The sequence below is a fragment of the Pseudomonas sp. PDM31 genome (assembly GCF_019218965.1).
In the GTDB taxonomy this organism is placed as follows: domain Bacteria; phylum Pseudomonadota; class Gammaproteobacteria; order Pseudomonadales; family Pseudomonadaceae; genus Aquipseudomonas.
The window spans coordinates 290515-315672 of sequence record NZ_JAHUWS010000003.1; the positions used below are offsets into that span (position 1 = coordinate 290515).

Below are 25158 nucleotides of genomic sequence, written 5' to 3' on the forward strand. Positions count from 1 at the left end.
ATATTCTGTGGCTATTTGCTACTATCTAGTCAATAAAAAATCTAATCCGGCGTTCTTTCATAAAGATCAGGCGCCTTATAACAGCTGCTTCGGAGCCGCCTGCTCATGACCGTTTACATTTTTTCGAATGTTGCGAATACCACGCTCTCGTCGTTTAACCTCAACAACGACTCTCTCTCCTTTACAGGAGGGGCGCGGGGCTTGGTGTTGGCGGCATCCGGGGCGGATACGCTAGTCACCTTTGGTGGGCAGACCGTTCGCCTGACAGGTCTGGCGGCAGGCGCATTCAATGGCACGCACTTCGTTTTCTCGGATAACTCGGTTTTCAGACAAGGCACCTCTGGAGCGGATTCCCTGATCGGCACGTCGCAGTCGGATCAACTGGATTTGCGCGCTGGCGGGAATGACTCGGTCTCCGCTGGAGCCGGGGACGACCTCATCCTCGCTGGAAGCAGCCTGACTGCCGCCGATTCAATCGATGGTGGCACAGGCGTGGCCGATGAACTGCATCTTTGGGGCAACTACGCATCGATTGTCAGCCTGGGAGCCACCACGGTCACCGGCGTTGAAAAATTCGTTTTTGGCCAGGGCGGGACCGTTCGCCTGCAACTCAATAATGCTGTTTTTTCCACGGCAAACAACCCGGTGACATTCGATGCTACAGCTCAGGGACAGACGGATGCGCTGTATCTGGACGCAAGCACGATTACCTACAGCCTGAACGCCCAGGGTGGCGCGGGCGCGGACAGTCTGACGGGCGGGGCCGCCGGGGACAGCTTATTCGGGGGCGCCGGCAGCGATAATCTGGTGGGCGGTGGGGGGGCGGATACGCTGGCGGGAGGGCTGGATGGCGACACCCTGGTGGGCGGTGCCGGCAATGACCGGTTCGTTTTCGGCCTGGGTTCGCCTCGAACCGATTCATCTCCCACCACGGTGGATACGATTGCCGACTTCGCGACAGGCGATCTCATCGATCTGCCGGGTATCAGCAACATCAACGGCAAGGCCCTGGTGTTCAACAGCAGTTCACTCAGTTTCTATTACACGGGAGGAAACTCCGGTACGCAGGACTCAATCAACGCCGGCGACGGATTTGTCGACGTCTATTGGCGAAACAATGCCGCCGCCGGCCGCCTGGAAGTCTGGGTGGATGGCAACGATGACGGGCAGTTCAGCGAGACCGACCTGCTGATTCATCTCTCCAATGCCGCAACCGGGAAAACCTCTCTCGTCTTTAACGACTTTGCCGACAATTTTGTGGCTTGGCGCGGCACGGCCGCAGCAGATTCCTACACCGGCAACGGCGCCGACAACCAGGCCTATGCCTTGGCCGGCAATGACACCTTGAGTGGAGGTTTGGGTAACGACCAGCTGTACGGTGGCACCGGAAACGACCTGCTTAACGGGGATGCGGGGAATGACACGCTGAACGGGGGTTCCGGTTCCGATACCTTGAATGGCGGCGATGGCGCCGACTATCTCAATGCCGAAGGTCAGGATACCCCTACCAGCTATGCCGTGGACGCGGCGGGTACGCTGAACGTCCTCAATGGTGGAGCGGGCAATGACTCCCTTTCCGGTGGGGCGGGCAACGACCGGCTCAACGGGGATGCGGACAACGATCAACTTAATGGGAACGATGGCAACGACACCCTGGACGGCGGGGAGGGTGCCGATACGCTGGACGGTGGAGCGGGCAGCGACTCGCTGACGGGCGGGGCGGGCAATGACATCCTGCGTGCCGGCTATACGTTGGGGGGCGCGGGAGCCTTTACCGATACCTTGCTGGGCGGAGACGGTGATGACTCTCTGGTGGCGAGCTATGGGAATCGCGACAAGGCGGTCATGACCGGCGGGCTCGGGGCCGACCATTTCATGTTCAATGACGGCGGCCTGGTTTCCCGGCCATACAGTCCGGTGGCGACCCCGGACCTGATCACCGACTTCAATGCCGCCCAAGGAGACGTCATCGACACCGGCATTACCAACGGTCTGTCAGGGAGCGTGCCGGTGGTGTGGCGGGGAACGGCCGCGGCGGGCTTCACGGCGGCGGTGGGGCAGAGCACGACCCTGGCCGGAGCGGACCCGACGGACACGCGATTCCTGGAGTTCTGGACGGCCTACGATGCCGGGACGAACCAGACGGTGTTGTACATGGACCGCAACCGGGATGCGGTAGTTAATTCGGACGACCTGAAGATCCTCTTCACCGGCAACGTCGCCCTAAATCCCGCCAGCTTCAGCGCCGGAACCTTCACTGTGAAGGTGGGTACCGCAGGGGCGGACACCAACACGATGCCGGCGCTGTCCTCTGGTAACGACCTGGCCTTCGGGCTCGGCGGTAACGACACCCTCGATGGGCTTGAAGGTGACGATACCGTCAGCGGGGATGCGGGCAATGACAGCCTGTCCGGCGGGTTGGGCGCGGATAATCTGTATGGCGGTAGCGGCGCAGACGTCCTGTATGGCGGCGCGGGGAACGATTGGTTATATGGTGGTAGCGGCGCCGACACCCTGAACGGAGGCGACGATGCAGATTATCTCCTCGCCGATGGCGCAATGGACTCGACTCAAATCTATGCATCGGACGCGGCGGGTACGCTGAACGTCCTCAACGGTGGGGCGGGCAACGATTACCTTTCCGGTGGGGCAGGCAACGACCGGCTCAACGGGGATGCGGACAACGATCAACTTAATGGGAACGATGGCAACGACACCCTGGACGGCGGGGAGGGTGCCGACACGCTGGACGGTGGAGCGGGCAGCGACTCGCTGACGGGCGGGGCGGGCAATGACATCCTGCGTGCCGGCTATACGTTGGGGGGCGCGGGAGCCTTTACCGATATCCTGCTGGGCGGAGAGGGTGATGACTCGCTGATGGCGACGGGCTACGTGAGTCGCGACAGGGCGGTCATGACCGGCGGGCTGGGGGCTGACCATTTTATGTTCAACCAGGACTATGGCCTGATGAGCATAAGTCCGGTGGCGACCCCGGACCTGATCACCGATTTCAATGCCGCCCAAGGGGACATCATCGACACCGGCATTACCAACGGCCTGTCAGGGAACGTGCCGGTGGTGTGGCGGGGAGCGTCCGAAGCGGGCTTCACGGCGGCGGTGGGGCAGAGCACGGCCCTGGCCGGAGCGGACCCGACGGACACGCGATTCCTGGAGTTCTGGACGGCCTACGATGCCGGGACGAACCAGACGGTATTGTTCATGGACCGCAACCGGGATGCGGTGGTCAATGCGGACGATCTGAAGATCCTCTTCACCGGCAACGTCGCCCTGAATCCCGCCAGCTTCAGCGCCGGGACCTTCACAGTGAAAGTGGGTACCGCCGGCGCGGACACCAATACGATGCCGGCGCTGTCCTCTGGTAACGACCTGGCCTTCGGGCTCGGCGGTAACGACACCCTCGATGGGCTTGAAGGTGACGATACCGTCAGCGGCGACGCAGGCAATGACAACCTGGTCGGTGGGTTGGGCGCGGATAATCTGTATGGCGGTAGCGGCGCCGACGTCCTGTATGGCGGCGCGGGGAACGATTGGTTATATGGTGGTAGCGGCGCCGACACCCTGAACGGAGGCGACGATGCAGATTATCTCCTCGCCGATGGCGCAATGGACTCGACTCAAATCTATGCATCGGACGCGGCGGGTACGCTGAACGTCCTCAATGGTGGGGCGGGCAACGACTACCTTTCCGGTGGGGCAGGCAACGACCGGCTCAACGGGGATGCGGACAACGATCAACTTAATGGGAACGATGGCAACGACACCCTGGACGGCGGGGAGGGTGCCGACACGCTGGACGGTGGAGCGGGCAGCGACTCGCTGACGGGCGGGGCGGGCAATGACATCCTGCGTGCCGGCTATACGTTGGGGGGCGCCGGCGCCTTTACCGATACCCTGCTGGGCGGAGAGGGTGATGACTCGCTGATGGCGACGGGCTACGTGAGTCGCGACAGGGCGGTCATGACCGGCGGGCTGGGGGCTGACCATTTTATGTTCAACCAGGACTATGGCCTGATGAGCATAAGTCCGGTGGCGACCCCGGACCTGATCACCGATTTCAATGCCGCCCAAGGGGACATCATCGACACCGGCATTACCAACGGCCTGTCAGGGAACGTGCCGGTGGTGTGGCGGGGAGCGGCCGCAGCGGGCTTCACGGCGGCGGTGGGGCAGAGCACGGCCCTGGCCGGAGCGGACCCGACGGACACGCGATTCCTGGAGTTCTGGACGGCCTACGATGCCGGGACGAACCAGACGGTGTTGTACATGGACCGCAACCGGGATGCGGTGGTCAATGCGGACGATCTGAAGATCCTCTTCACCGGTAACGTCGCCCTCAACCCCGCCAGCTTCAGCGCCGGGACCTTCACAGTGAAAGTGGGTACCGCCGGTGCGGACACCAATACGATGCCGGCGCTGTCCTCCGGGAACGACCTGGCCTTTGGGCTCGGCGGTAACGACACCCTCGATGGGCTCGACGGTGACGATACAGTCAACGGCGACGCGGGCAATGACAGTCTGCTCGGCGGGCTGGGCATGGACAGGCTGTACGGCGGTAGCGGCGCCGACGCCCTGTATGGCGGCGCGGGGCAGGATTCGTTATATGGCGGTAGCGGGGCCGACACCCTGAACGGAGGCGACGATGCAGATTATCTTCTCGCCGACGGCCCAATGGACTCGACCCAAATTTATGCCTCCGACGCGGCGGGTACACTGAACATCCTCAATGGCGGGGCGGGCGACGACTACCTTTCAGGTGGGGCAGGCAACGACCGGCTCAACGGGGATGCGGACAACGATCAACTTTATGGGAACGATGGCAACGACACGCTGGACGGCGGGGATGGTGCCGACAGGCTCGACGGTGGCGCGGGCAGCGACTCGCTGACGGGCGGGGCGGGCAATGACATCCTGTTTGCCGGCATTTCGGGCGGTGTCGTGGGAGCCTTTACCGACACCCTGCTGGGCGGAGAGGGTGATGACTCTCTGATTGCTGCGGGCTACGGGAGCCGCGACAAGGCGGTCATGACCGGCGGGCTTGGGGCCGATCATTTTATGTTCAACCAGGACTACAACCTGGTCAGCAGCTACCGGTTATACAGTCCGGTGGCGACCCCGGACCTGATCACCGATTTCAATGCCGCCCAAGGGGACGTCATCGACACCGGCATTACCAACGGCTTGGCGGGAGGGTATTCATCTAACGTGCCGGTGGTGTGGCGGGGAGCGGCCGCGGCGGGCTTCACGGCGGCGGTGGGGCAGAGCACGGCCCTGGCCGGAGCGGACCCGACGGACACGCGATTCCTGGAGTTCTGGACTGCCTACAATGCCGGGACGAACCAGACGGTGTTGTTCATGGACCGCAACCGCGATGCGTTAGTCGATGCGAACGACCTGAAGATTCTCTTCACCGGTAACGTCGCCCTCAACCCTGCCAGCTTCAGCGCCGGGACGATCCTGGCCAGGCTCGGCACGGGCGCCGCCAATACTGACGCGACCCTGGCATCCTCGCCATTGGCGGACATGCTGCTCGGCGCCCGGGGTGACGACCAACTCAATAGCGGCGACGGCAACGATTATCTGAGCGGCAATCAAGGCAACGACACCCTGAACGGGCAGGCCGGCAACGATACCGTCCTGGGGGGCAACGGCAACGACCGTCTAACCGGTGGCGAGGGCGATGACGAGCTCTGGGGTGGCAGCGGTTCGGATACGCTGGACGGCGGCAATGGTAACGACAGCCTGCGTGCAGGCTACAGCGAAAACTGGGTCGGGGACGACATTGCCGATGCGGCAGATGCGGTCAATACCCTGCGCGGCGACATTGGCAATGACTGGTTGTATGGCGACAAGGGCAAGGACCTGCTGTACGGCGGCGGGGACAATGACTACTTGAATGGCGATGACGGTAATGACCAGCTCTACGGCGAGGGCAACAACGACACGCTCTATGGTGGCCTGGGCAACGATCTGCTGAATGGCGGCACCGGGGCCGATTCGATGTCTGGCGACGCCGGCGACGACATTTACGTCGTCGACAACGACGGCGACCGCGTAATGGAGTACTCCAGCTACGGCATCGACACCGTCAATAGCTATCTGGCCAACTACACGCTGGAGGAGAATGTCGAAAACGCTCAAATCATGAGTGCAGTGGCCGCTAACCTGACCGGGAATGCTCTCAATAACGTCCTGTATGCCGGCACTGGCAACAATGTCCTGGCAGGCGGCGCGGGAACGGACACCGTTTCCTATCGGCTCGGGATTTCGGGCACCAGCGGCGTGACGGTCAATCTGGACCTCACGGGTGTTCAGGGGACGGGCAGTTCTGGTAGCGACGCCTTGAGCGGATTCGAGAATCTTGTCGGCTCAAACTATGCGGACAACCTCGCCGGCAACGGCGCAGCCAACATGCTGGATGGCGGACTCGGGTCTGACACGCTGGCCGGCGGACTGGGCAACGACACCTATTACGTGGACAACGTGTCAGATGTGATCAATGAGTCCTCCGACTCGGTCAATGGCGGTGTCGACACGGTCAATTCCTTGGTTTCCCGCACGCTTGGCAACTACCAGGAAAGGCTTAACTTAACCGGTACCGTGGCAATCAACGGGACGGGTAATGGGCTCAATAACACCCTGGTGGGCAACAGCGCCGCCAACGTCCTGGATGGCGGACTCGGGGCGGACACGCTGAGCGGCGGACTGGGCAACGACACCTATTACGTGGACAACGTGCTGGATGTGATCAGTGAGTCCGCCGACGCGGTCAATGGCGGTGTCGACACGGTCATCTCTTCGGTGACCCGCACGCTTGGCAACTATCAGGAAAAGCTCACCTTATCCGGTACCGGGGCAATCAGCGGAACGGGTAACGGCCTCAATAACACGCTGGTGGGCAACAGCGCCGCGAACGTTCTGGATGGCGGACTCGGGGCGGATACGCTGACCGGCGGACTGGGCAACGACACCTATTACGTGGACAACGTGCTGGATGTGATCAATGAGTCGTCGGACTCGGTCAATGGCGGTGTCGACACGGTCATCTCTTCGGTGACCCGCACCCTTGGCAACTACCAGGAAAGGCTGACCCTATCCGGTACTGCGGCAATCAACGGGACGGGCAATGGCCTCAATAACACGCTGGTGGGCAACAGCGCCGCCAACGTCCTGGATGGCGGACTTGGGGCGGACACGCTGACCGGCGGACTGGGCAATGACACCTATTACGTGGACAACGTGTCAGACGTGATCAGTGAATCCGCCGACGCGGTCAATGGCGGTGTCGACACTATCATCTCTTCGGTTTCCCGCACCCTTGGCAACTACCAGGAAAAGCTCACCTTATCCGGTACCGGGGCAATCAGCGGGACGGGGAACGGCCTCAATAACACCCTGGTGGGCAACGCCGCCGCCAACGTCCTGGATGGCGGACTCGGGGCTGACACGCTGTCCGGCGGGCTGGGCAACGACACCTATTACGTGGACAACGTGTCGGATGTCACCTATGAGTCCTCCGACGCGGGCGGTGTCGACACGGTCGTCGCCTCGGTTTCCCGCACGCTGGGCAACTACCAGGAAGCGCTGACCTTATCCGGTACTGCGGCAATCAACGGCACGGGTAACGGCCTCAACAACACCTTGGTGGGCAACAGCGCCGCCAACGTCCTCAATGGCGGACTCGGGGCTGATACGCTGTCCGGCGGACTGGGCAATGACACCTATTACGTGGACAACGCGCTGGACGTGATCAACGAATCCTCCGACTCGGTCAATGGTGGTGTCGACACGGTCATCTCTTCGGTTACCCGCACGCTGGGCAACTACCAGGAAAAACTTACCTTATCCGCGACTTCGGCGATCAACGGGACCGGTAACGGCCTCAATAACACCCTGGTGGGCAACAGCGCTGCCAACGTACTGGATGGCGGAGCGGGTAACGACAGTCTGTCGGGGGGAGAGGGCAACGACCGTCTGATCGGTGGAGCCGGCAAGGACACCCTGGTGGGTGGCAACGGTAACGACATCTTTGCTTTCAACGCCCTGTCCGAGATGGGCGTGACGAGTGCTGCCTGGGATGTTGTCTCAGGTTTCGTCCGGGGCCAGGACAAGATTGATCTGTCCACACTGGATGCCAATGGAGCCACGGCGGCCAACGATGCCTTCAGCGGCACCCTGCTCGCATCGACCGCCAACTTCACGGCCGCCGGCCAGCTCAAGCTGGTTTCCGGGGTCCTGTATGGCAATACCGACGTGGATGGCACGGCGGAGTTCGCCATCCAGCTGACTGGCATCACCACCTTGGCGGCCGGTGATTTCTTCCTCTGATCTTCGTTGATTCCCCGTGCTCCAGCCCAGGCTGGCCCACGGGGGCGTCGATTGGCGGATTGCCATGCACGCATGAAACATCCTGGGCGATGCGGTTGTTCAAGTCTGCGAACCATAAAAAAACCCCTGATATCAGGGAATACTGTTCACTTAATCGAGTGCACACTTCAGTGAACAGCGTTACCTGGTTTCAGGGGCCTTTTTAGTGGGGCTTGGCAACCGTCAACATTTGCCCGGGCTTGAGCGCCTTGCCCACGCGAGGATTCCAGCGCTTGAGGTGCTGCATTTCAACATTGAAACGCTTGGCCACGATGTACAGCGAGTCGCCTTGCTGGACCTTGTATTGGGTCTGCGCCTTCTTGCTCCCGCTACGGGTCTTGGAGTTGGCCGCGACCACCGTGTTGACCCGGCCGGAGCCGCGCTTGCCAGTGTCCTGCATGACCAGTTTCTGGCCTGGCTTGAGGTTCTTGCCGCTGAGCTTGTTCCAGCGCTGCAGGTCTTTGACGTCGACGTTGTTGGCCTTGGCGATGGAGCCCAGGCTGTCGCCGCGCTTGACCCGGTAGCTGCGTTTGGCGCTTGCCACCGCCGGACCGTCGGCACTTTCGAAGACCGGCTTGAGCGACTTCTTGCTGATCAGCTCTTCCGGACGCATGGTTTGCAGGCTGGAGGTCAGCAACTGCGCCTTGGACGTCGGCACCAGCAGGTGTTGCGGGCCGTCGATGGTGGTGCGCTGCTTGAAGGCGGGGTTGAGCTGGAACAGTTCGTCTTCGTCGATGTTGGCCACTTCAGCGACCTTGGACAGGTCCATGCGCTGATTGATTTCGACGACCTGGAAATACGGTTCGTTGGCGATCGGGTTGAGGTTCACGCCATAGGCTTCGGGCGCCATCACCACTTGCGACAGGGCCAGCAGCTTGGGTACGTAAGCCTGGGTTTCGGCTGGCAGCGGCAGGTTCCAGTAATCGGTCGGCAGGCCAAGTCTTTCGTTGCGTTCGATAGCCCGGCTGACGGTGCCTTCGCCGGCATTGTAGGCGGCCAGGGCCAGTAGCCAGTCGCCGTTGAACATGTCGTGCAGGCGGGTCAGGTAATCCAGCGCGGCGGTGGTCGAGGCAGTGATGTCGCGACGGCCATCATAGAAGTGGGTCTGGCGCAGGTTGAAGTAACGCCCGGTGGAGGGGATGAATTGCCAGAGTCCCACCGCGTGGGCACGGGAATAGGCCATCGGGTTGTAGGCGCTTTCAATCACTGGCAGCAGGGCCAGTTCCAGTGGCATGTTGCGTGTTTCAAGACGCTCGACGATGTAGTGGATATAAAGGCTGCCACGTTCGCCGGCGTTTTCCAGGAAAGACGGGTTACTGGCGAACCACAGGCGCTGTTGCTCGATGCGTGGGTTGACGCCTGCTTCGTCCTGCAACTGGAAGCCCTGGCGCATGCGCTCCCAGACGTCCTGGGGGATTTGCGGGCTTGGTTTTTCGCTGAGCCAGACCGGCTTCTGCTTGGCGCGCGCGGCGATGTTCGGCGTGTGCGCCGCATCGGTCTGCGGCGCATGGCTGGAGCAGCCCGCCAGTGTGGCGGACACAGCCACCGCGATGGCTTGAGCCAAGCGGGTCAATGCGTCTGAACTGATGGCTTTGCGAATAGGTGACGACATTGGCTGGAAGTTAGTTCCGGGCAAAAATATCGGACGATTCTAGAAAGCGCACCTTGCGAGGTCAACCGTTCAGAATTTCAACACCTTGCAGCCGCTTGTTTAGAACTTGTCTTTCCAAGCTCGAAGCGTAGCAAAGATCGTGCTTGGCGCCAGGTTATCGGTGCCGGTCCGTTCGTCCACTTTTTCTTTAACGGATGTTTCGCCGGTGCGCAGGAACGGATTTGTGAGCTTTTCCAGCGCCAGTGTCGACGGCAGGGTCATGATCCCCGCTTCTCGTTGGCGAGTGACTTTGGCCAGGCGCTCGGCAATGTCCGGATTGTTCGGTTCGACCGCCGCGGCAAATTTCAGATTGCTCAGGGTATATTCGTGGGTGCAGTAGACGAGGGTGTCCTCAGGCAACGCGGCGAGGCGGGTCAGCGAGTCGTGCATCTGCTGCGGCGTACCTTCGAACAGGCGTCCGCAGCCGGCGGCGAACAGGGTATCGCCGCAGAACAGCAGGCCATGATGGTAGTAGGCAATATGCCCCAGGGTATGGCCGGGGACGGCGAAGACATCGAACTCCCAGCCAAGCACACTGATGCGGTCGTTGTCCTTGAGCGCAACCTCCCGTGCCGGGATGTTTTCACTGGCCGGCCCGCTGACCTTTGCGTCCGTCGCTTTTTTCAGCTGCTCGACGCCGCCGACGTGATCATGGTGGTGGTGAGTGATCAGGATATCGCTCAACACCCAGCCGGGGTGCGCGGCCAGCCAGGCCTGTACGGGGGCGGCGTCGCCCGGATCGACGACGGCGCAGCGCTGGGTGCTGTGGTCTTGTAACAACCAGATGTAGTTGTCAGTGAAGGCGGGCAGGGCAGTGATCTGTATCATCGAGTGATTCGCCAAGCGGAAAACATTGGTGCATCTTAGAACTTCCTGGCGCGTTGGAGAATGCAATGACTGATAAAGCGTTCGCACAGGCCGATCCTGACTGGCTGGCATTGATCAGCGCGGCCCGTGACTGGCTGGCCGGTCCCCTCGGGCAATTCCTGCTGGACGAAGAGCGGCGCATGCTCGAAGACGAGCTCGGGCGGTTTTTCGGTGGTTACCTTGTGCATTACGGTCCATCGGCCCAGACGCCGCCGTCGGCGCCTCAGGTGCAGCGTAACGTGCGCCTTGGCGCGCCGTTGCCGGGGGTCGAGATCGTCTGTGAGGAGCAGGCCTGGCCGTTGAGCGAGCATGCCGCCGATGTGGTGGTGCTGCAGCATGGCCTGGATTTCTGCCTGTCACCCCACGGCTTGTTGCGTGAAGCGGCAAGCAGCGTGCGACCCGGCGGGCATCTGCTGATCATCGGGATCAATCCCTGGAGCAGTTGGGGCCTGCGCCATGTGTTCGCCCATGATGCCCTGCGCAAGGCCCGCTGCATTTCGCCGTCGCGGGTTGCCGACTGGTTGAACCTGCTGGGCTTCGCGCTGGAGAAACGCCGCTTCGGGTGCTATCGTCCGCCGCTTGCTTCCCCCACCTGGCAGACCCGTCTGGCCGGTTGGGAGCGCAAGGCCGGTGACTGGCAGCTGTCCGGTGGCGGCTTCTATTTATTGGTGGCACGCAAGATCGTGGTAGGCCTGCGGCCGGTCCGTCAGGAACGTCGCGAGCCGATGGGCAAGCTGATTCCGTTGCCGATGGCCAAGGTCAACCGGCGCAACATCGAGCCGTAACACCTCTTTTTATTTCCGGCCGGGCAAGTCCCGGCTTCAGGCGTCGTCGATCAGCGATCGGTGAGCCACTGCATATTCTGGATTGATTGGCATGAGCGATAGCGTAGAACTCTTCACCGACGGTGCCTGCAAAGGCAACCCGGGCCCTGGCGGCTGGGGCGCATTGCTGGTGTGCAAGGGCGTGGAAAAGGAACTCTGGGGCGGCGAAGCCAATACCACCAACAATCGCATGGAGCTGATGGGCGCGATCCGCGGCCTGGAAGAGCTCAAGCGCCCCTGCGAGGTACTGCTGGTGACCGACTCCCAGTATGTGATGAAGGGCATCAACGAGTGGATGGACAACTGGAAAAAGCGTGGCTGGAAAACCGCGGCGAAAGAGCCGGTGAAAAACGCCGACCTGTGGAAACTGCTCGACGAGCAGGTCAACCGCCACAAGGTCACGTGGAAATGGGTGCGCGGGCACATTGGCCATCACGGCAACGAGCGGGCTGACCAACTGGCCAACCGTGGCGTGGACGAAGTGCGCGGGTACAAGCAGGCCTAGCCCGGCTGCAAACCGCGTAGTGTCCTTCGCGAGCAAGCCCGCCCCCACATTTAATCCCTGCTGAGCACAAAATCGTGTGCGGTCCCGGTCTCAATGTGTGAGCGGGCTTGCTCGCGAAGGGCGCGACACGGTGTACCTGAAACACAGCCGCGAGCATGTTAAGATCCGCGTTTTTGCACGATTGACCGATTGAGAGCTGAGCACTGATGGCCACCAGATCCGTTGTAACCTTCTGCCTACTTGTCAACCTTGTAATCGAGTCTCTGGAACGTCCTTGACTGATTTAAAGTATTGATAATGTGGGGCTTGGCAGGCAGGTTGCACAATTCTGATGACTGAGTTTTGTACCTGTTGAGTCCAAATGTGTAAACGATGAGCTAATTCGGGGTTTCATCGTTTACATATTAAGATAAGTACGCAGAGACCTGGCTGGAGCTTTGTCCTGGCATGCCAACTTAGGGTTACCAAATGCCTTCGGTATATCACCAGTAACACACGCTGAAAACTGCTCACGTGCTAGCTATTCACGTCCTCCGCAGAGTCCATCCCCGCCACATAACTTTATGCAATTAGGCACAAATTCTGGCCGGGTGAAGCTGGCCGGCAGCCAAGGTAATCGGGGCCCGCAAACTAGATTTGGCAATATAACGATGCGACAACGGATCGTTTATACCTCTACGCGGCCATTAATGGCTCAGAGCTCCCCTGAATTAATTCCGGTTATCTGCACGGTATTCGATTTTTAACCTGGCCAAGCAGATTGACGACGGGATGCTAGACTCCAAAGGGCATTGATTCGGCGAGTTAAAAAAATGAAAAAAATTACCTCAGGCGGTTTTATTGTGACGCGCATGGGCTTTTGCAAAAGTCCTTTTATTACGTCTCCTGAAAAGCTCCCGCTTTCCCCATGTTTGAGATGCGAGCAATGGATCCTTAAGCAGACGACGGATACTGACAACCGTAAACGATTATCTTGATCGCAATTGCAGCAAAGATTCACGGGCATGGGTACTGGTGCTGGTGCTGGTGCTGGTGCTGAGTTTGCTTTTTTCCCCGCAGCGTGAGCAATTCCTACACTTTGGCCTGCAGCGCTGCCGATTGTTTTTGCTCACTTGCTCACTGCGTCTGCATCGTTGCGAGCGGTGTTAGCGTCTGCTTGAGGTCGTCCGTTTTGGCCCTGATTTGCCTCTGGTCCTGCTCCAGTTCACTGTGAATGCCACCGCGGGCCATGGCTGTCCTCCCGACGATTTCGTACTGTGACATGGGTCATGTAATTACAGGCTATCAAACCCTCCCTGGTTATCGTTTCAACGTTGATTTCTCACACGGGGTAAGCCGGAGTTACCCCATGTCAGCGACCTTATTTCATCTTTTTGCCGTTTAATTCGGTACGACTGGCGTGTTAACTGCTCTGTTGAGCTGATTAAGACGCGTCACTTCTGGTTTAGCGTAGTTGTCTTTGCTGCTGACGTTTCGGCGGTATCCTTTATTTGTTCAGCGTTGTATTCGAGACAGGCGAGCGCTGGAGTGTTGGTGAGTGAATTGGGTATGTCGATTTTCGACTAATATGAGACCAGCTTTGACCAGGCTTTATGGGGCGTTTCTGCTCTTTCAGTGTTGGAAAATTGTCAATGTATAACGATGTTAGTGAGTTTATGTCGGCAACATAATGTTATTAACTCTAGGCTGTTTATGAATCCCATTTGCAATCCCTATAGGCCAGGCGCGGGCATGCCACCCCCGGTGCTGGCGGGGCGTGACGCGTTGCGTGAACGGGTGCGGATTGCTATTGCTCGACTACGATTGGGCCGCTCGGCCAAAAGCGTGCTGATGGTCGGCCTGCGCGGCGTCGGTAAAACCGTACTGCTTGAGCAAATGCGCCTCGATGCGGAAGGCGAGGGCGTGCACACCCTCTGTATTGACGACCCTGAACATCGTTCGCTTCCCGCGGTGTTGGCACCTCAGTTACGCCTGGTGTTGCTGCGCCTCAGCCGAATTGATGCGGCGAAGGACACTGCCCAGCGCGCGTTAAGTGCACTGGCGGGGTTTGCCACGGCGCTGGAGGGCCGGTTCAACGACAGGGAGGTCGACCTGGATTTTGACGCGGAGGCGGCGGGCCTGGCGGACCACTGTCAGGGGGAGGGCGACCTCACCACACTGCTGGAGCAAACCGGGTTGGCGGCGCAGTTGGCCGACTCCGCGCTGGTGCTGTTTATCGATGAGTTCCACTGCATCGAAAAATCCCAGCTCTCTGCGCTGATAATGGTCTTACACCGCTGCGTGCAAGCGCGCTTGCCGGTCACCGTGGTGGGCGCCGGCCTGCCCCAGCTGCGGGGGCGAGTGGGCAACGCTAAGCCGTACGCCGAGCGGCTGTTTGACTTTGCGGAAATAGGCGCACTTTCTGAGGGGGAGGCTACTCATGCCATTGTGCAGCCGGCAGAGGCGGAGGGCGTTGCCTACGAGGCTGAGGCCGTTCGTCTCATCGTTGCGAAGACTGGAGGGTATCCGTACTTTCTGCAGGCGTGGGCGAGCCACGCGTGGGATGAGGCCGCTGCAAGCCCCATCACGGTGGTTGATGTGAACAAGGCAGCGAGTGAAGTCAGCGCGGCGCTGGATGAGCGCTTTTTTCGTGTTCGTCTGCACCGCCTCACTCCAATGGAAAAGAAGTACCTGCGCGCGATGGCCGACCTGGGTCCTGGGCCGCACCGGTCGGACGAGATTGCTGAGCGTCAAGGCCGTCGAGTCCAGGCTGTCGCGCCGGTTCGACATAGTTTGATCGCCAAAGGGATGATCTGGAGCCCCGGTCGTGGGGATGCGGCGTTCACTGTTCCGTTTTTTGACGAGTTCCTGAAGCGGATCGCGCCGGGTGATGATGGGAATGGAGTCAGTTAAGTTGCTTCCCAAGGGGGGCCAGATAGCGGAGCGGTTATCCGTGCCTTGAAGGGGTGATATCAACCGAAAGCCGCCTGTCAGGCCACATCCGCGCCTACGGGAGAGTGAGTTCAGGACCGTTACGGACTGAATCGGATTGTCGATTTGAGGTGCCGTCTCGACGTCGGAGTCCTGGGCTATCGACTCGCGACATCGCACCACAGCGCATTGGCTAACAAAACTCAGGGCGGCGGAATCCGGACTCCGCTCGTGAAGGAGGAAGACATGACGATGCCGAACGAACGCACGCGAACGCTCATCCAGACTCGAGAATTTCTGCTCGAACTCGCCCAGGATTCTGCGCTTGCAGAGTCAATTCGACGTCAGGCCCGCCAGCTTTTACGGCATTATCCACATTCAAACGAGATACTCTTGGCCGGTCGGCTGGACGAGCAAAGAACCGACCGACTCACCGAGCCTTTCCTGAGTTCCAGTGTCGATAAATCGCAATGATTTCAGGCTGCTGGCCACTGGCCGTTACGTGGTTGAGTGAATAAACCGTCTCGCTATCCCCATCAGCATTGCGGACTTGCTCATTATTTAAGGGGAGTACCGCTAATAGGGGAGTTAGCCCATATTCCATTAGACGCAAAAATAATCGGGAGGGCGTGGCGATGGGCACTTCAACGGCGGCTCGACGTCCGGCAAAAAAGAAAAATATCTCTCGAGAAGGGGCGATCGCTGAGTTTTGCCGATTCAGTTCCAATCGAGCGTCACTCACCGACTCGGAGAGGCTGCATCAAATTAAAGTTGGATTTCCCGCCCACTTTTTCCACACTCTCCGCCTGGCTTTCGACCTTCAAGATCTCCGCCTGGAAACGCTGCTCAATGCATCGATCTCGACGCTTGAAAGACGACGGCGAGAGCAAAAGAATCTTGATCCTGTTGCCTCCGAACGTTTGGATCGAATTGCTACGATCAGTCACTCGGCCGAGCAAGTTTTTGAAAGCCAAATGAGTGCCGCCCACTGGATGTCGACGCCGAATAAAGCGCTCGGTGGAACTGCACCGATCATGCTCTGCGAAACCGAGATAGGCGCTAAACAAGTTCGCCGTATCCTGCAGGCCCTTGAGTGGGGAGGCGCGGTCTGATAGGAGGCAACCCGCTAGGACGAAAAGTTCGACCGATCTAGCGGGACTCCAGTTGTGCTGGCAGGGGAGATTGTGGCTCCAAAAGAACTCCAGTGCAGCGTAAAACTGCCGAAGCCGACAGCAGCTATATGCTGAGTGTCTATTTGGAACGGTTGGATGGGAGGTAGTGATGGAAATTACCGGTAAGGTCGAAATCGAATCCGTCATGGATGTCATGTGCTGACGTCTGCCAGCTCTCCACCCGGGTGACAAGTGGCGGGCTTCAATTCGCCACGCTACACGCGCATTGGGGGTACGGCACGAAACATGATGGCGAGCAGCTATGAGCTGCACCTCTGTGAAAACTGCTTCTTTCAGGCAGTTGCTAATCTCAAACAGGAACGGCGTACCCAGACACTCTTCAGCGATGACGGTCGTGCTGATAGGGATATTGTCGGCGATGATTTTGGTTTGATCGCTAAGGATGATTTCTTTAACGACTCCCTTTCGCGCGAATGATGTTGATCGGCCATCCGTTACTGGCCGATTTCTGCCTGTCGCCAACCGCAGCAATGCGCAGCTCTCAGCGGATCATGGTTACTAAGCGTGTAGGTCAAATTCGATGCAGTCTGAATCTTCGGTGGCGTGGGTTTTTCACAAAACTCTCTCCAGATGAACGAGGTCGGCTCTGAATCGGAAGCTATCCTTGGTTAGGCGTTCATATTGGCCGATAGCCCGGACTAGACCTGCGAAATATGGCGACCGAACCTGGTTGCCTTGAATTTGACTGACGATCTCACTCGTGGTGGATTACATGACGATGCCATTTGAACGGACCAGGTCCGTAGCACAAACTCACGATTTCCTGACGGAACTTGCTCGTGATACAGAAGTGCCCGAACGCGTTAGACAAAACGCTCAATTCCTTTTACGCCACTATCCTACTAAACACGATGTTCTGCAGGCTGGCCGAATTGAAGAGCAAGCGAAAAAAATAGGGATAGGTACATTTGGCCCCGTTTTTAGCTCCTCAACTGAAGACTGGTAGGAGCCCAACACGGCAGGCATCTTCCGACGCAGGCTGTGTGAAAGCGTCTGCGATTACCCTATCTTCTGATCGTCTAGATCATGGTGGGACGATCATGAAGCGATTCAATTAAGGTGAGGCTCGGACGCAGCCACCTTGGTGCCGGAGTTCCGGGACGCTTACGTTGCCGAAGAAAGTCCAGAGCGGGTAGTCGACGTTTCATCGATAAACTCGATCTGGGTGCACTTGGGTTTGAAGGTGTTGAGCGGAGTTCCGTGGGGCGCTCATGTTGCCTGGTGCGCTGTGCACACCGACGCGGCCTTTGGTGAATAGCGGCGCGTCGAACTGACCGCGACGGACGATTTCATACCGCGCTACAGGTCATGTAATTAGTCCTGTACACCAAGGCCATTGATCGGTGTGCCGGAGCGAATTAATGGATTTGAGAAACCAAGCTTCTCAAACCTCATGGCGCTTTTGGGCGCTCAGAGGCTTGATGGGCGGTACGCCGAGGAGAGGAGGGGAGTTTTTTCACGAGATGCACGGGCTGCCCACCGGTGATTGGGCCAAGCTGCAGTCGTGTTTTAGGTGGCCTAAGGTGTAGGCTTTATCGGGTTTACTGTGCTAATTCTTCGTTGCAAGTCAGCGAGCTTAGGGCGGCGTGAGCCACGCACCGCAGGTGCGAGGAGCAGAACATGACAATGCCGAGCGAGCGCACGCAAGCGTTCATTCAGACGCGAGACTTTCTGCTCGAGCTGGAGCAAGACCCCAGGCTTTCAGCGTCCATTCGGCGTCAGGCCCGCCAACTGTTACGGCATTATCCCCATGCAAACGCAATACGGCGGGCCGGGCAGCTCGAAGAACGCAGAGTTCACCGCCTGACCGAGCCCTTCCTGAGCTCACGTATCGATTAACCGTATTGGCAACTCGTCATTGGCCAACAGCCGCTGATCCTGAGCCAGGGGTACGTTCAGGGTTACTGGCTCCATCGCCTTATCGACCTTCTGCGTTACAGCGTTGCACGAGCGCTCAATGGCCGTTCCGGTTATCTAGGAGATAGCTCATAGTCCATTTGATGGGCAATCATTTGGAGGAAGTGTTGATGAACACTTCAACTGCGACTCGACGTCCGACAAAAAAGCAAGACGCGTCCCGAGACGTGGCGATCGCGGCCTTTTGGCAATTCAGCACCTATCAACGGTCGCTGACGGATGCGGAGAGGCTGCACCAAATAAAAGCAGGGTTTCCTGCTGACCTCATTCAGGCGTTTCGCTTGGCTTTCGACCTTCAAGACCGCCAACTGGAAACGCTGCTCCACGCATCAATGTCGACGCTTGAAAGACGGCGGCGAGAGCAAAAGAACCTTGATCCTGTGGCCTCCGAGCGTTTGGACAGAATTGCTACGGTCAGTCACTTAGCGGAGGGGATATTTGAGACACAAGTGATTGCCACACAGTGGATGTCGGCTTCGAATAAAGCGCTGGGTGGGACAGCGCCGATCATGCTCTGCGAAACAGAGGTAGGCGCTAAACAAGTTCGCCGAATTCTTCGGGCTCTTGAGTGGGGTGGTGCAGCCTGATGGGAGGCATTGGCGTCCAGCTTGGACGAAATGGGCGACAGGTCTCTCGGGTACTCATCCTGGGAAATCCACGTGTCGGTTTTGACACGGTCGACAAACCAGTGCCAATCAAGTATTGAGAGAAAAGCGAAAGTTCCATCGATACCTTCGCTAAATGATTGGGCCATTGCTGATTTTCTGCTTTCCTTTAGGGGGAATCGGACCTTAGCCTGACCTGATTACTTTGGGGGTCGCGTTGTCCGCGAAACGAGGAGATTTCTACAGTCGCGACGGTAAGTGTATGGATGTTAGCGAAATTATGTTCTGAGCATAAAGTCGCTTATTTTTTACGCATGCTCGGTGCGACTGGAAGTGCCTGGCCCCGAAAATTGCTGAAAAAAAATGGCAGTCCTTTAGGAGGGCATACGATCCAACTGACGGTCGCGACAGACGGAAGTCGGCCAGAAAAAGTCATCAGCAGTCAGCATCACGCCTCAACTGCTGGAGACATTCGCGAGCATAATGCATCGTCCCCTCCAAGACCAAAGCGTGAGTAACCTCATGACCGAAGCCCAACGCTGGACAGTGAAATGCCAAGATCCTACAGATGGCAGTGGCGACGTCATCATTGACCTGCCGCCTGACCTACTCGCCAGCTTAGGTCTGGGCATCGGCGATGTACTGACCATTGAAGTGATCGACGGTGCGATCATTCTGACGCCGAAGTCGAGCGACTCTGTGAGCGCAAAACAGTAAGGCAGGAGCAGATTGGTACCATGACTGTCACAGAGCAAGCTGTAGACGTATTACAGAAGGCCAAGAAGGTGGTTTTTTTTACTGGCGCCGGTATCTCCGCCGATAGCGGTATCCCCACGTACCGCGAAAAACTTTCTGGAGTCTGGGCAGGGTTCGATCCGAGGGATTTAGAGACGGCCAAAGCCTTCCGGAAAAACCCGGGATTGGTATGGGGATGGTATCTGTGGCGGCGGCTCCGGGTCGCTCAAGCAGAGCCAAATCCGGCGCATCTTGCAGTAGCTCGCCTGGCTAACTCACAGCGCCAGGTTTCTGTTATCACCCAGAATATTGACGACCTTCATGAGCGAGCCGGCTCTTTAAATGTGGTGCATTTGCATGGCAGTTTGGCAATGCCCAAATGTTTCGCCTGCCATCGGCCTGCAGTAGTTTCACCAGATCATTCAGCTGTGCCGGATAACGGCGCTCTGATTGAGCCTCCTAGGTGTCCGCGCTGTAACGGCAAAATGCGCCCTGCGGTGGTCTGGTACGAAGAAGATCTGCCGCCCCAGGCATGGAAGGCCGCAGTGCTTCTGGTGAAGGATTGCGATCTTCTGATCTCAGTGGGCACCTCTGGGATCGTCATGCCTGCCGCAGGCCTTCCCGACCTGGCGTTGGCGTCTGGGGCTTCGGTCATTCATGTGAATAAGGCAGACGTCGCAATGGGTGAAGAGAGGGAGTTCATGCTGATGGGAGCTGCCGCCGAGGTACTGCCGATGCTGCTCGAAAGAATATAGGTGTTGGCGTTGACGCCGACTTGACCCCCTGCTTGTACCTCATTGGGAACGTGCGCGGTAACCTCCACTTGAGCGTCATGAATAAGAGCGAGGTGGAAATGGCTAAGGTGGGCAAGGAGGGCGACTTGGTAGTGCGCTGGTTCGACAACTCGCTGGATTTTCAATCGCGGCTACGAACCCCTCGGAATCTGATGGTGTCGGTGTATGCAGAAGGACATCTACCTGTTTCGTACCGACGCTTCTGCGCTGACATTCACTCGAATCATTGCATGCAGTTGGAGTGGTACCAAGTCAATATCGTTGATGTCGACCAACCAGTGGCAGTCAAGTATTGAAAAAAAAGCGAAAGTTTCATCGAAACCTTCGCTAAATGATTGGGCCAGTGCTGACTTTCGGCTTTCCTTTAGGGAGATTCGGACCCTAGCCTGACCTGGTTGCTTGGGGGATCGCGTTGCCCGCCAAACGAGGAGCTTTCTACAGTCGCGACGCAAGGTGTAAGTAGCGAAATTATGTTCCGAGCATAAAGTCGCTAAGTTTGATACACATGCTTGGTGCGACTGGAATTGCCTGAACCCGAAAACTGCTGACAAAAGACGGTCCTATAAGGAGGCATACACCCCAAAGCGCAGTTGGCCAAAGGCAGAAATATCTCCCGACAGGCACCTCAATCCAATCTCTAGACGGGATGAGTGAATGCTAGGATGACATCGTGCGCAACATTTGGCAGCCGCTCCTTTCAGGCCCTTCGGGTACGGTTCGACGTCAGTTCATTTCTCGGCGGGTAGCCTAATTATCATGCAGTTGGTCAATCCCCTAGGTATCCATCATGACTACTGCCACTGTGAGCTCTAAAGGACAAATCACAATCCCTGCTCAGGTACGGGCTTCTCTCGGTCTGCGGCCAGGCGCTAGGGTTGATTTCGTCGAGATAGAGAATCGTCAGTTCGCCATCGTGGCAGTCACGCAGTCTGTTAAACGACTGAAGGGGATGATACGAAAGCCGCAGAATGCCGTAAGTATCGAAGACATGAACACATCGGTTGCGGCTCAAGGAGCAGGTACCCGAGGATAGGCTACCGCGCAGGGGAAACCCATCGGACTTCAATCCCGCAAAAACCGTTCTTGCGCGCGGCTGAAACTGGTTCTCATTTGTATTCGCACCTAACTGTGATGGATGAGTCGACGAGAGGTGAAAAGGGACGATGCTGTCTTCGTAGACTCTCGAATTTCACAGTTTGTTGAGGCCAATGCCGAATTGACCCACTTGCCGACTCAAGACTGACCCACCTCTAAACCGGCACAAACCCTGCCTAGGCAATGTTTTTCGGGGAATCAGGCTGGGTCAGTGACATCTCAGCAACTGGGGGTGCGCCAACACCTTGTTCACATCAGCCACCGTGATGGGGCCTGCAGCGACCACATCCCACGCGTGGCTCGCCCACGCCTGCAGAAAGTACGGATACCCTCCAGTCTTCGCAACGATGAGACGAACGGCCTCGGCCTCGTAGGCAGCGCCCTCCGCCTCTGCCGGCTGCACAATGGCATGAGCAGCCTCCCCCTCAGAAAGTGCGCCTATTTCCGCAAAGTCAAACAGCCGCTCGGCGTACGGCTTAGCGTTGCCCACTCGCCCCCGAAGCTGGGGCAGGCCGGCGCCCACCACGGTGACCGGCAAGCGCGCTTGCACGCAGCGGTGTAAGACCATTATCAGCGCAGAGAGCTGGGATTCTTCGATGCAGTGGAACTCATCGATAAACAGCACCAGCGCGGAGTCGGCCAACTGCGCCCTCCACCTGACAGTGGTCCGCCAGGCCCGCAGCCTCCGCGTCAAAATCCAGGTCGACCTCCCTGTCGTTGAACCGGACCTCTAGCGCCGTGGTAAACCCCGCCAGTGCACTTAACGCGCGCTGGGCAGTGTCCTTCGCCGCATCAATTCGGCTGAGGCGCAGCAACACCAGCCGTAACTGAGGTGCCAAAACCGCGGGAAGCGAACGATGATCAGGGTCGACAATACAGAGGGTGTGCATGCCCTTGCCTTCCGCATCGAGACGCATTTGCTCGAGCAGTACGGTTTACCGACGCCGCGCAGGCCGACCATCAGCACGCTCTTGGCCGACCGGCCCAATCGTAGCTGAGCAATAGCAATCCGCCCCCGTTCCCGCAACGCGTTACGACCAGCCAGCACAGGGGGGTGGCAGGCCCGCCCCAGGCATATAGGGATTGCAAATGGGATTCATAAACGGCCTAAAGTAAATAACATTATGTTGGCGACATAAACTCACTAACATAGTTATACATTGAAAACTTTCAAACACTGAAAGAGCAGAAACGGCCCATAAAGCAGCTTGCCATCATTCTAGCCGTTAGCCGTTAGCCGCAGCGCTCGCACACCGTCTCGGTGACTGGGCGATACTCGATAAGCTCAAACACCTCACAGCGATACAACGCCGAGCGCGGGGTGAGCGCCAGATTCTCGCCCACTTTAAAGCTGCTGGAATTCACCTGAGTCGGCATGCCGCGATTATTTAGCATGTCGCGCACCCAGTTTTTGGTTCCTCGTAGCAGGCTGGCTCCGCCCGAATCGAAGGCTTTTTGCAGGGCTGCCGGATTGCCCAGCAAGCAATTGGTCGGCGCGGCGATACTGGTGCATAGATCAACGACAAAACACAGTTTTCCCTGGTACGTCAATCGGGTGTTTCGAGTCGGTCAGCCAGTCCATTGACACTGCGTGACCAAGCCAGATAAGCCTGACCTAGACGGCGATAACCAGGATGCCCGCGTCAGGCCGGGTGGTTGAAACGCTTATCGGATTTCTCAGGCTCAAACCGTGAAATGCCAAGGCCAATCGAAGTCAGTTGGGTCGTCAGGTGAGCACCGGCCGAGACGACACGAGCGCTGTTTTTTGCCAGACGCGCGTAGCGTGCGAAATTTGATTCCTGCTTGGTTGCCTCGGCCTCGGTTCTTTTACGGGACGGACTGACAATGACCTGATTGTTCGTAAATTTTTACTCATTTGCATGGGGTCCTATGTAATTGGCATCCTGACTTGAGTAAATAAACGGGTTGCCAAAGATGCAGCGGCAGGTTTGCCAATTTCACTCGCCCGGTGCGTCGGCAGCCGCCATTGAAAGGCGTCCGGCTACGATCACTCGACCAACCCTTGAGTATCAGGTCGTAATCTTGATGCATGGCGAGAGTCTCAATACGAATTGTTGTTTTTGTCCGCAAAGACTATTAATTAAAATTAGAGATCTCCGGAACTCATTGCGAGCTAACTTGCTGATAAGCAAGAAATTAAAAAAACATCAATCCATCCCTCCGGATTGTTTCCCGATCTTCTGCGACGACCGACTATCTGAAGAAATGCCGGCTTTCCTCGCAGGTCTAGAATTACAAGGGGGATCCCTTCAACGCATCCTTAAAATCGAGAGGTTTACGATGAAAATCGTATATTCGCTGGCGTTGGTGGTAGCAGTCGGGTGGGTCTCCGGATGTACAACCACATCTGACAGTCGAGTCACCACTGTTCCTCTGAACGCTACGTTGTATAACCCCGGGCATATCGCCGAGGCCACCATGGCCCCAGCGGGTAATGACACTGCGCTCCTGTTGTTTGTGGGTGGCGTACCCGTAAGCACCGGGTATCCTGCACACCTGTACACCTACGTCTATTCAGGAAGTTGTGCCAGTCTGGGTCCGAAGCCTGTCTATGAGTTGAATCAGAGTGTGGCCACTAATTTTTATTCGACGGAGCCAGGCATCAGCGGCAACCGCGCCATCCACCTTCGCAAGAGTGTGCCAATGTCCTATGACACGCTGCGTTCTGGTGGTTATGTATTGGTTGTGCGAGGAAGCCCCGCCGATGGTAGCCATGATATTTTTTGCGGTAGTCTGAGTTGAAACGTAGTGTTAGAAAAAACCCAAAGCGCCAGGCAAAAAACACCGTTCATCTCACGATGGGCGGTGTTGTTCATTGCATTTTAACGTTTCGCTTGAACCCGTGAGCTTCAAAATTCCCTTGCTGTGCAGGCCAATCCAGAGCTGCTGGAAGCGGACAAAGTCGCGACGCTGCGATGATCTAGGAACAGAGCGCACCCATTACCATTGCAGTGAGCTGGGCGGTCAGCTGCGAAGTGTCCAACTGAAGGGACTCATCGAACCAGAATGCCACGCTGGAAAGCATGGCAAGTATTGTTTGAATTGCGGTCGGCAAGTGCTGTGATCGAAAGGCTCCGCTGTGCATGCCCTTGCTGATGATATTGCTTAAACAGCTGCGATAGCGTTTCAGAAGTACTTTGATATCTGCCCTTGAAGCAGCGTCGAGACTACGTAGCTCCAGGTTGCTCAATAGCGATAACGATTGGTGCTGAATGTGGGTCTTGATATGGATGCGTATAAAGGTTCTAAGTTGTTCCAACACGTCAGCGGCCTTTCTAACCTCACTTTCGACACTGTTTAGGAGGTTTTGCAGGTGGTCGTTGATCAACTCAAACAAAAGTTGCTGTTTACTCTCCAGATGGTTGTAGAGCGAACCTGCGCTAATGCCGAGCGGCGCTGCCAATTGGCGTAAACTGACATTGCCATAGCCCTCTGTGACGAATAGATGCAAGGCAGTATCACGAATCTGCTGATGGCGAGCCCGCGTTCCAGAAGAAGACTCGCTTGTGCGATCTTCCATGGTCGGCACATGCGGATTTGTAGTGAGATCAAGCGGTGCTGACGCTTGTGTAGATGCTCGGCGCATGGAAGATCCAGTATTGTGTGAGGCTGGCGGGCTCGATTCTTTAAGCATTTTCACATCGAATACATGTGTT

At 57.8% G+C, this 25158-nt stretch carries 20 protein-coding genes; 14 read left to right on the top strand and 6 right to left on the bottom strand.

Annotated features, from left to right (window positions below; translation table 11 throughout):
• Nucleotides 1-105 precede the first annotated feature (105 nt).
• Nucleotides 106-8346 carry a calcium-binding protein gene (locus KW839_RS07750; RefSeq protein WP_218423911.1) on the top strand — a complete coding sequence of 2747 codons (8241 nt, stop codon included), beginning with the start codon at nucleotides 106-108 and terminating at the stop codon, nucleotides 8344-8346.
• 202 nt (nucleotides 8347-8548) lie between these two features.
• Here KW839_RS07750 and KW839_RS07755 read toward each other — a convergent pair whose 3' ends face one another.
• Both KW839_RS07755 and gloB read right to left on the bottom strand, forming a co-directional pair.
• Complete coding sequence (locus KW839_RS07755) at nucleotides 8549-9997, bottom strand: LysM peptidoglycan-binding domain-containing protein (RefSeq protein ID WP_060540493.1); 1449 nt, start codon at nucleotides 9995-9997, stop codon at nucleotides 8549-8551.
• A gap of 99 nt (nucleotides 9998-10096) precedes the next feature.
• On the bottom strand, nucleotides 10097-10864 hold the full coding sequence (gene gloB, locus KW839_RS07760) for a hydroxyacylglutathione hydrolase (protein ID WP_060540494.1): 768 nt from the start codon (nucleotides 10862-10864) through the stop codon (nucleotides 10097-10099).
• A 65-nt stretch (nucleotides 10865-10929) separates the two neighbouring features.
• Here gloB and KW839_RS07765 point away from each other — a divergent pair, with 65 nt between their 5' ends.
• From KW839_RS07765 to KW839_RS07810, 12 genes are all read left to right on the top strand, one after another.
• Entirely contained in the window at nucleotides 10930-11688 is a 759-nt protein-coding gene (locus KW839_RS07765) for a methyltransferase domain-containing protein (protein ID WP_060540495.1), read from the top strand.
• Between the two features lie 91 nt (nucleotides 11689-11779).
• Entirely contained in the window at nucleotides 11780-12232 is a 453-nt protein-coding gene (rnhA, locus tag KW839_RS07770) for a ribonuclease HI (RefSeq protein ID WP_060540496.1), read from the top strand.
• Nucleotides 12233-13963: 1731 nt separating this feature from the next.
• Nucleotides 13964-15124 carry an ATP-binding protein gene (locus KW839_RS07775; RefSeq protein WP_256352563.1) on the top strand — a complete coding sequence of 387 codons (1161 nt, stop codon included), beginning with the start codon at nucleotides 13964-13966 and terminating at the stop codon, nucleotides 15122-15124.
• 264 nt (nucleotides 15125-15388) lie between these two features.
• Nucleotides 15389-15616: a BPSL0761 family protein gene (locus KW839_RS07780; RefSeq protein WP_218423913.1), complete on the top strand. Its 228-nt coding sequence runs from the start codon at nucleotides 15389-15391 to the stop codon at nucleotides 15614-15616.
• Nucleotides 15617-15777: 161 nt separating this feature from the next.
• Entirely contained in the window at nucleotides 15778-16254 is a 477-nt protein-coding gene (locus tag KW839_RS07785; RefSeq protein ID WP_218423914.1) for an antitoxin Xre/MbcA/ParS toxin-binding domain-containing protein, read from the top strand.
• Nucleotides 16255-16563: 309 nt separating this feature from the next.
• The gene (locus tag KW839_RS28060) at nucleotides 16564-16752 is read left to right on the top strand and encodes a hypothetical protein (protein WP_371318049.1); all 189 of its coding nucleotides are present in this window, start codon (nucleotides 16564-16566) and stop codon (nucleotides 16750-16752) included.
• A 301-nt stretch (nucleotides 16753-17053) separates the two neighbouring features.
• Complete coding sequence (locus KW839_RS27585; protein ID WP_305733659.1) at nucleotides 17054-17281, top strand: BPSL0761 family protein; 228 nt, start codon at nucleotides 17054-17056, stop codon at nucleotides 17279-17281.
• A gap of 680 nt (nucleotides 17282-17961) precedes the next feature.
• On the top strand, nucleotides 17962-18174 hold the full coding sequence (locus KW839_RS27905) for a BPSL0761 family protein (RefSeq protein WP_305733660.1): 213 nt from the start codon (nucleotides 17962-17964) through the stop codon (nucleotides 18172-18174).
• A gap of 188 nt (nucleotides 18175-18362) precedes the next feature.
• Nucleotides 18363-18839 (top strand): antitoxin Xre/MbcA/ParS toxin-binding domain-containing protein, encoded by a 477-nt coding sequence (locus KW839_RS07795; protein WP_218423915.1) that lies wholly within the window; start codon nucleotides 18363-18365, stop codon nucleotides 18837-18839.
• A gap of 540 nt (nucleotides 18840-19379) precedes the next feature.
• Nucleotides 19380-19574 (top strand): AbrB/MazE/SpoVT family DNA-binding domain-containing protein, encoded by a 195-nt coding sequence (locus tag KW839_RS07800; protein WP_218423916.1) that lies wholly within the window; start codon nucleotides 19380-19382, stop codon nucleotides 19572-19574.
• A 20-nt stretch (nucleotides 19575-19594) separates the two neighbouring features.
• Nucleotides 19595-20347 carry an NAD-dependent deacylase gene (locus KW839_RS07805; RefSeq protein ID WP_218423917.1) on the top strand — a complete coding sequence of 251 codons (753 nt, stop codon included), beginning with the start codon at nucleotides 19595-19597 and terminating at the stop codon, nucleotides 20345-20347.
• A gap of 826 nt (nucleotides 20348-21173) precedes the next feature.
• Nucleotides 21174-21419, top strand: a complete 246-nt coding sequence (locus KW839_RS07810) for an AbrB/MazE/SpoVT family DNA-binding domain-containing protein (protein WP_218423918.1) — start codon at nucleotides 21174-21176, stop codon at nucleotides 21417-21419.
• A gap of 270 nt (nucleotides 21420-21689) precedes the next feature.
• On the opposite strand, the gene KW839_RS07815 is transcribed toward KW839_RS07810, so the two are convergent.
• The 3 genes from KW839_RS07815 to KW839_RS07825 all read right to left on the bottom strand — a co-directional run bounded on the left by KW839_RS07815 (nucleotide 21690) and on the right by KW839_RS07825 (nucleotide 23032).
• Complete coding sequence (locus tag KW839_RS07815; RefSeq protein WP_218423919.1) at nucleotides 21690-22124, bottom strand: hypothetical protein; 435 nt, start codon at nucleotides 22122-22124, stop codon at nucleotides 21690-21692.
• Complete coding sequence (locus tag KW839_RS07820; protein ID WP_218423920.1) at nucleotides 22090-22398, bottom strand: hypothetical protein; 309 nt, start codon at nucleotides 22396-22398, stop codon at nucleotides 22090-22092. Before KW839_RS07820 ends, KW839_RS07815 begins: the two co-directional genes overlap by 35 nt.
• Nucleotides 22399-22714: 316 nt before the next feature.
• Nucleotides 22715-23032 (bottom strand): hypothetical protein, encoded by a 318-nt coding sequence (locus tag KW839_RS07825; RefSeq protein ID WP_218423921.1) that lies wholly within the window; start codon nucleotides 23030-23032, stop codon nucleotides 22715-22717.
• 588 nt (nucleotides 23033-23620) lie between these two features.
• Between KW839_RS07825 and KW839_RS07830 the strand changes: the two genes are divergently transcribed.
• On the top strand, nucleotides 23621-24244 hold the full coding sequence (locus KW839_RS07830) for a hypothetical protein (protein ID WP_256352565.1): 624 nt from the start codon (nucleotides 23621-23623) through the stop codon (nucleotides 24242-24244).
• 178 nt (nucleotides 24245-24422) lie between these two features.
• Here KW839_RS07830 and KW839_RS07835 read toward each other — a convergent pair whose 3' ends face one another.
• The gene (locus tag KW839_RS07835; RefSeq protein WP_218423922.1) at nucleotides 24423-25088 is read right to left on the bottom strand and encodes a TetR/AcrR family transcriptional regulator; all 666 of its coding nucleotides are present in this window, start codon (nucleotides 25086-25088) and stop codon (nucleotides 24423-24425) included.
• Between the last annotated feature and the right edge of the window lie 70 nt (nucleotides 25089-25158).

Bases quoted from the DNA above. Each gene is read 5' to 3' on its own strand.
- KW839_RS07750 (WP_218423911.1), top strand. From the start codon at position 106: ATGACCGTTTACATTTTTTCGAATGTTGCGAATACCACGCTCTCGTCG.
- KW839_RS07755 (WP_060540493.1), bottom strand. From the start codon at position 9,997: ATGTCGTCACCTATTCGCAAAGCCATCAGTTCAGACGCATTGACCCGC.
- gloB (WP_060540494.1), bottom strand. From the start codon at position 10,864: ATGATACAGATCACTGCCCTGCCCGCCTTCACTGACAACTACATCTGG.
- KW839_RS07765 (WP_060540495.1), top strand. From the start codon at position 10,930: ATGACTGATAAAGCGTTCGCACAGGCCGATCCTGACTGGCTGGCATTG.
- rnhA (WP_060540496.1), top strand. From the start codon at position 11,780: ATGAGCGATAGCGTAGAACTCTTCACCGACGGTGCCTGCAAAGGCAAC.
- KW839_RS07775 (WP_256352563.1), top strand. From the start codon at position 13,964: ATGCCACCCCCGGTGCTGGCGGGGCGTGACGCGTTGCGTGAACGGGTG.
- KW839_RS07780 (WP_218423913.1), top strand. From the start codon at position 15,389: ATGACGATGCCGAACGAACGCACGCGAACGCTCATCCAGACTCGAGAA.
- KW839_RS07785 (WP_218423914.1), top strand. From the start codon at position 15,778: ATGGGCACTTCAACGGCGGCTCGACGTCCGGCAAAAAAGAAAAATATC.
- KW839_RS28060 (WP_371318049.1), top strand. From the start codon at position 16,564: ATGGCGAGCAGCTATGAGCTGCACCTCTGTGAAAACTGCTTCTTTCAG.
- KW839_RS27585 (WP_305733659.1), top strand. From the start codon at position 17,054: ATGCCATTTGAACGGACCAGGTCCGTAGCACAAACTCACGATTTCCTG.
- KW839_RS27905 (WP_305733660.1), top strand. From the start codon at position 17,962: ATGCCGAGCGAGCGCACGCAAGCGTTCATTCAGACGCGAGACTTTCTG.
- KW839_RS07795 (WP_218423915.1), top strand. From the start codon at position 18,363: ATGAACACTTCAACTGCGACTCGACGTCCGACAAAAAAGCAAGACGCG.
- KW839_RS07800 (WP_218423916.1), top strand. From the start codon at position 19,380: ATGACCGAAGCCCAACGCTGGACAGTGAAATGCCAAGATCCTACAGAT.
- KW839_RS07805 (WP_218423917.1), top strand. From the start codon at position 19,595: ATGACTGTCACAGAGCAAGCTGTAGACGTATTACAGAAGGCCAAGAAG.
- KW839_RS07810 (WP_218423918.1), top strand. From the start codon at position 21,174: ATGACTACTGCCACTGTGAGCTCTAAAGGACAAATCACAATCCCTGCT.
- KW839_RS07820 (WP_218423920.1), bottom strand. From the start codon at position 22,398: ATGCGTCTCGATGCGGAAGGCAAGGGCATGCACACCCTCTGTATTGTC.
- KW839_RS07835 (WP_218423922.1), bottom strand. From the start codon at position 25,088: ATGCGCCGAGCATCTACACAAGCGTCAGCACCGCTTGATCTCACTACA.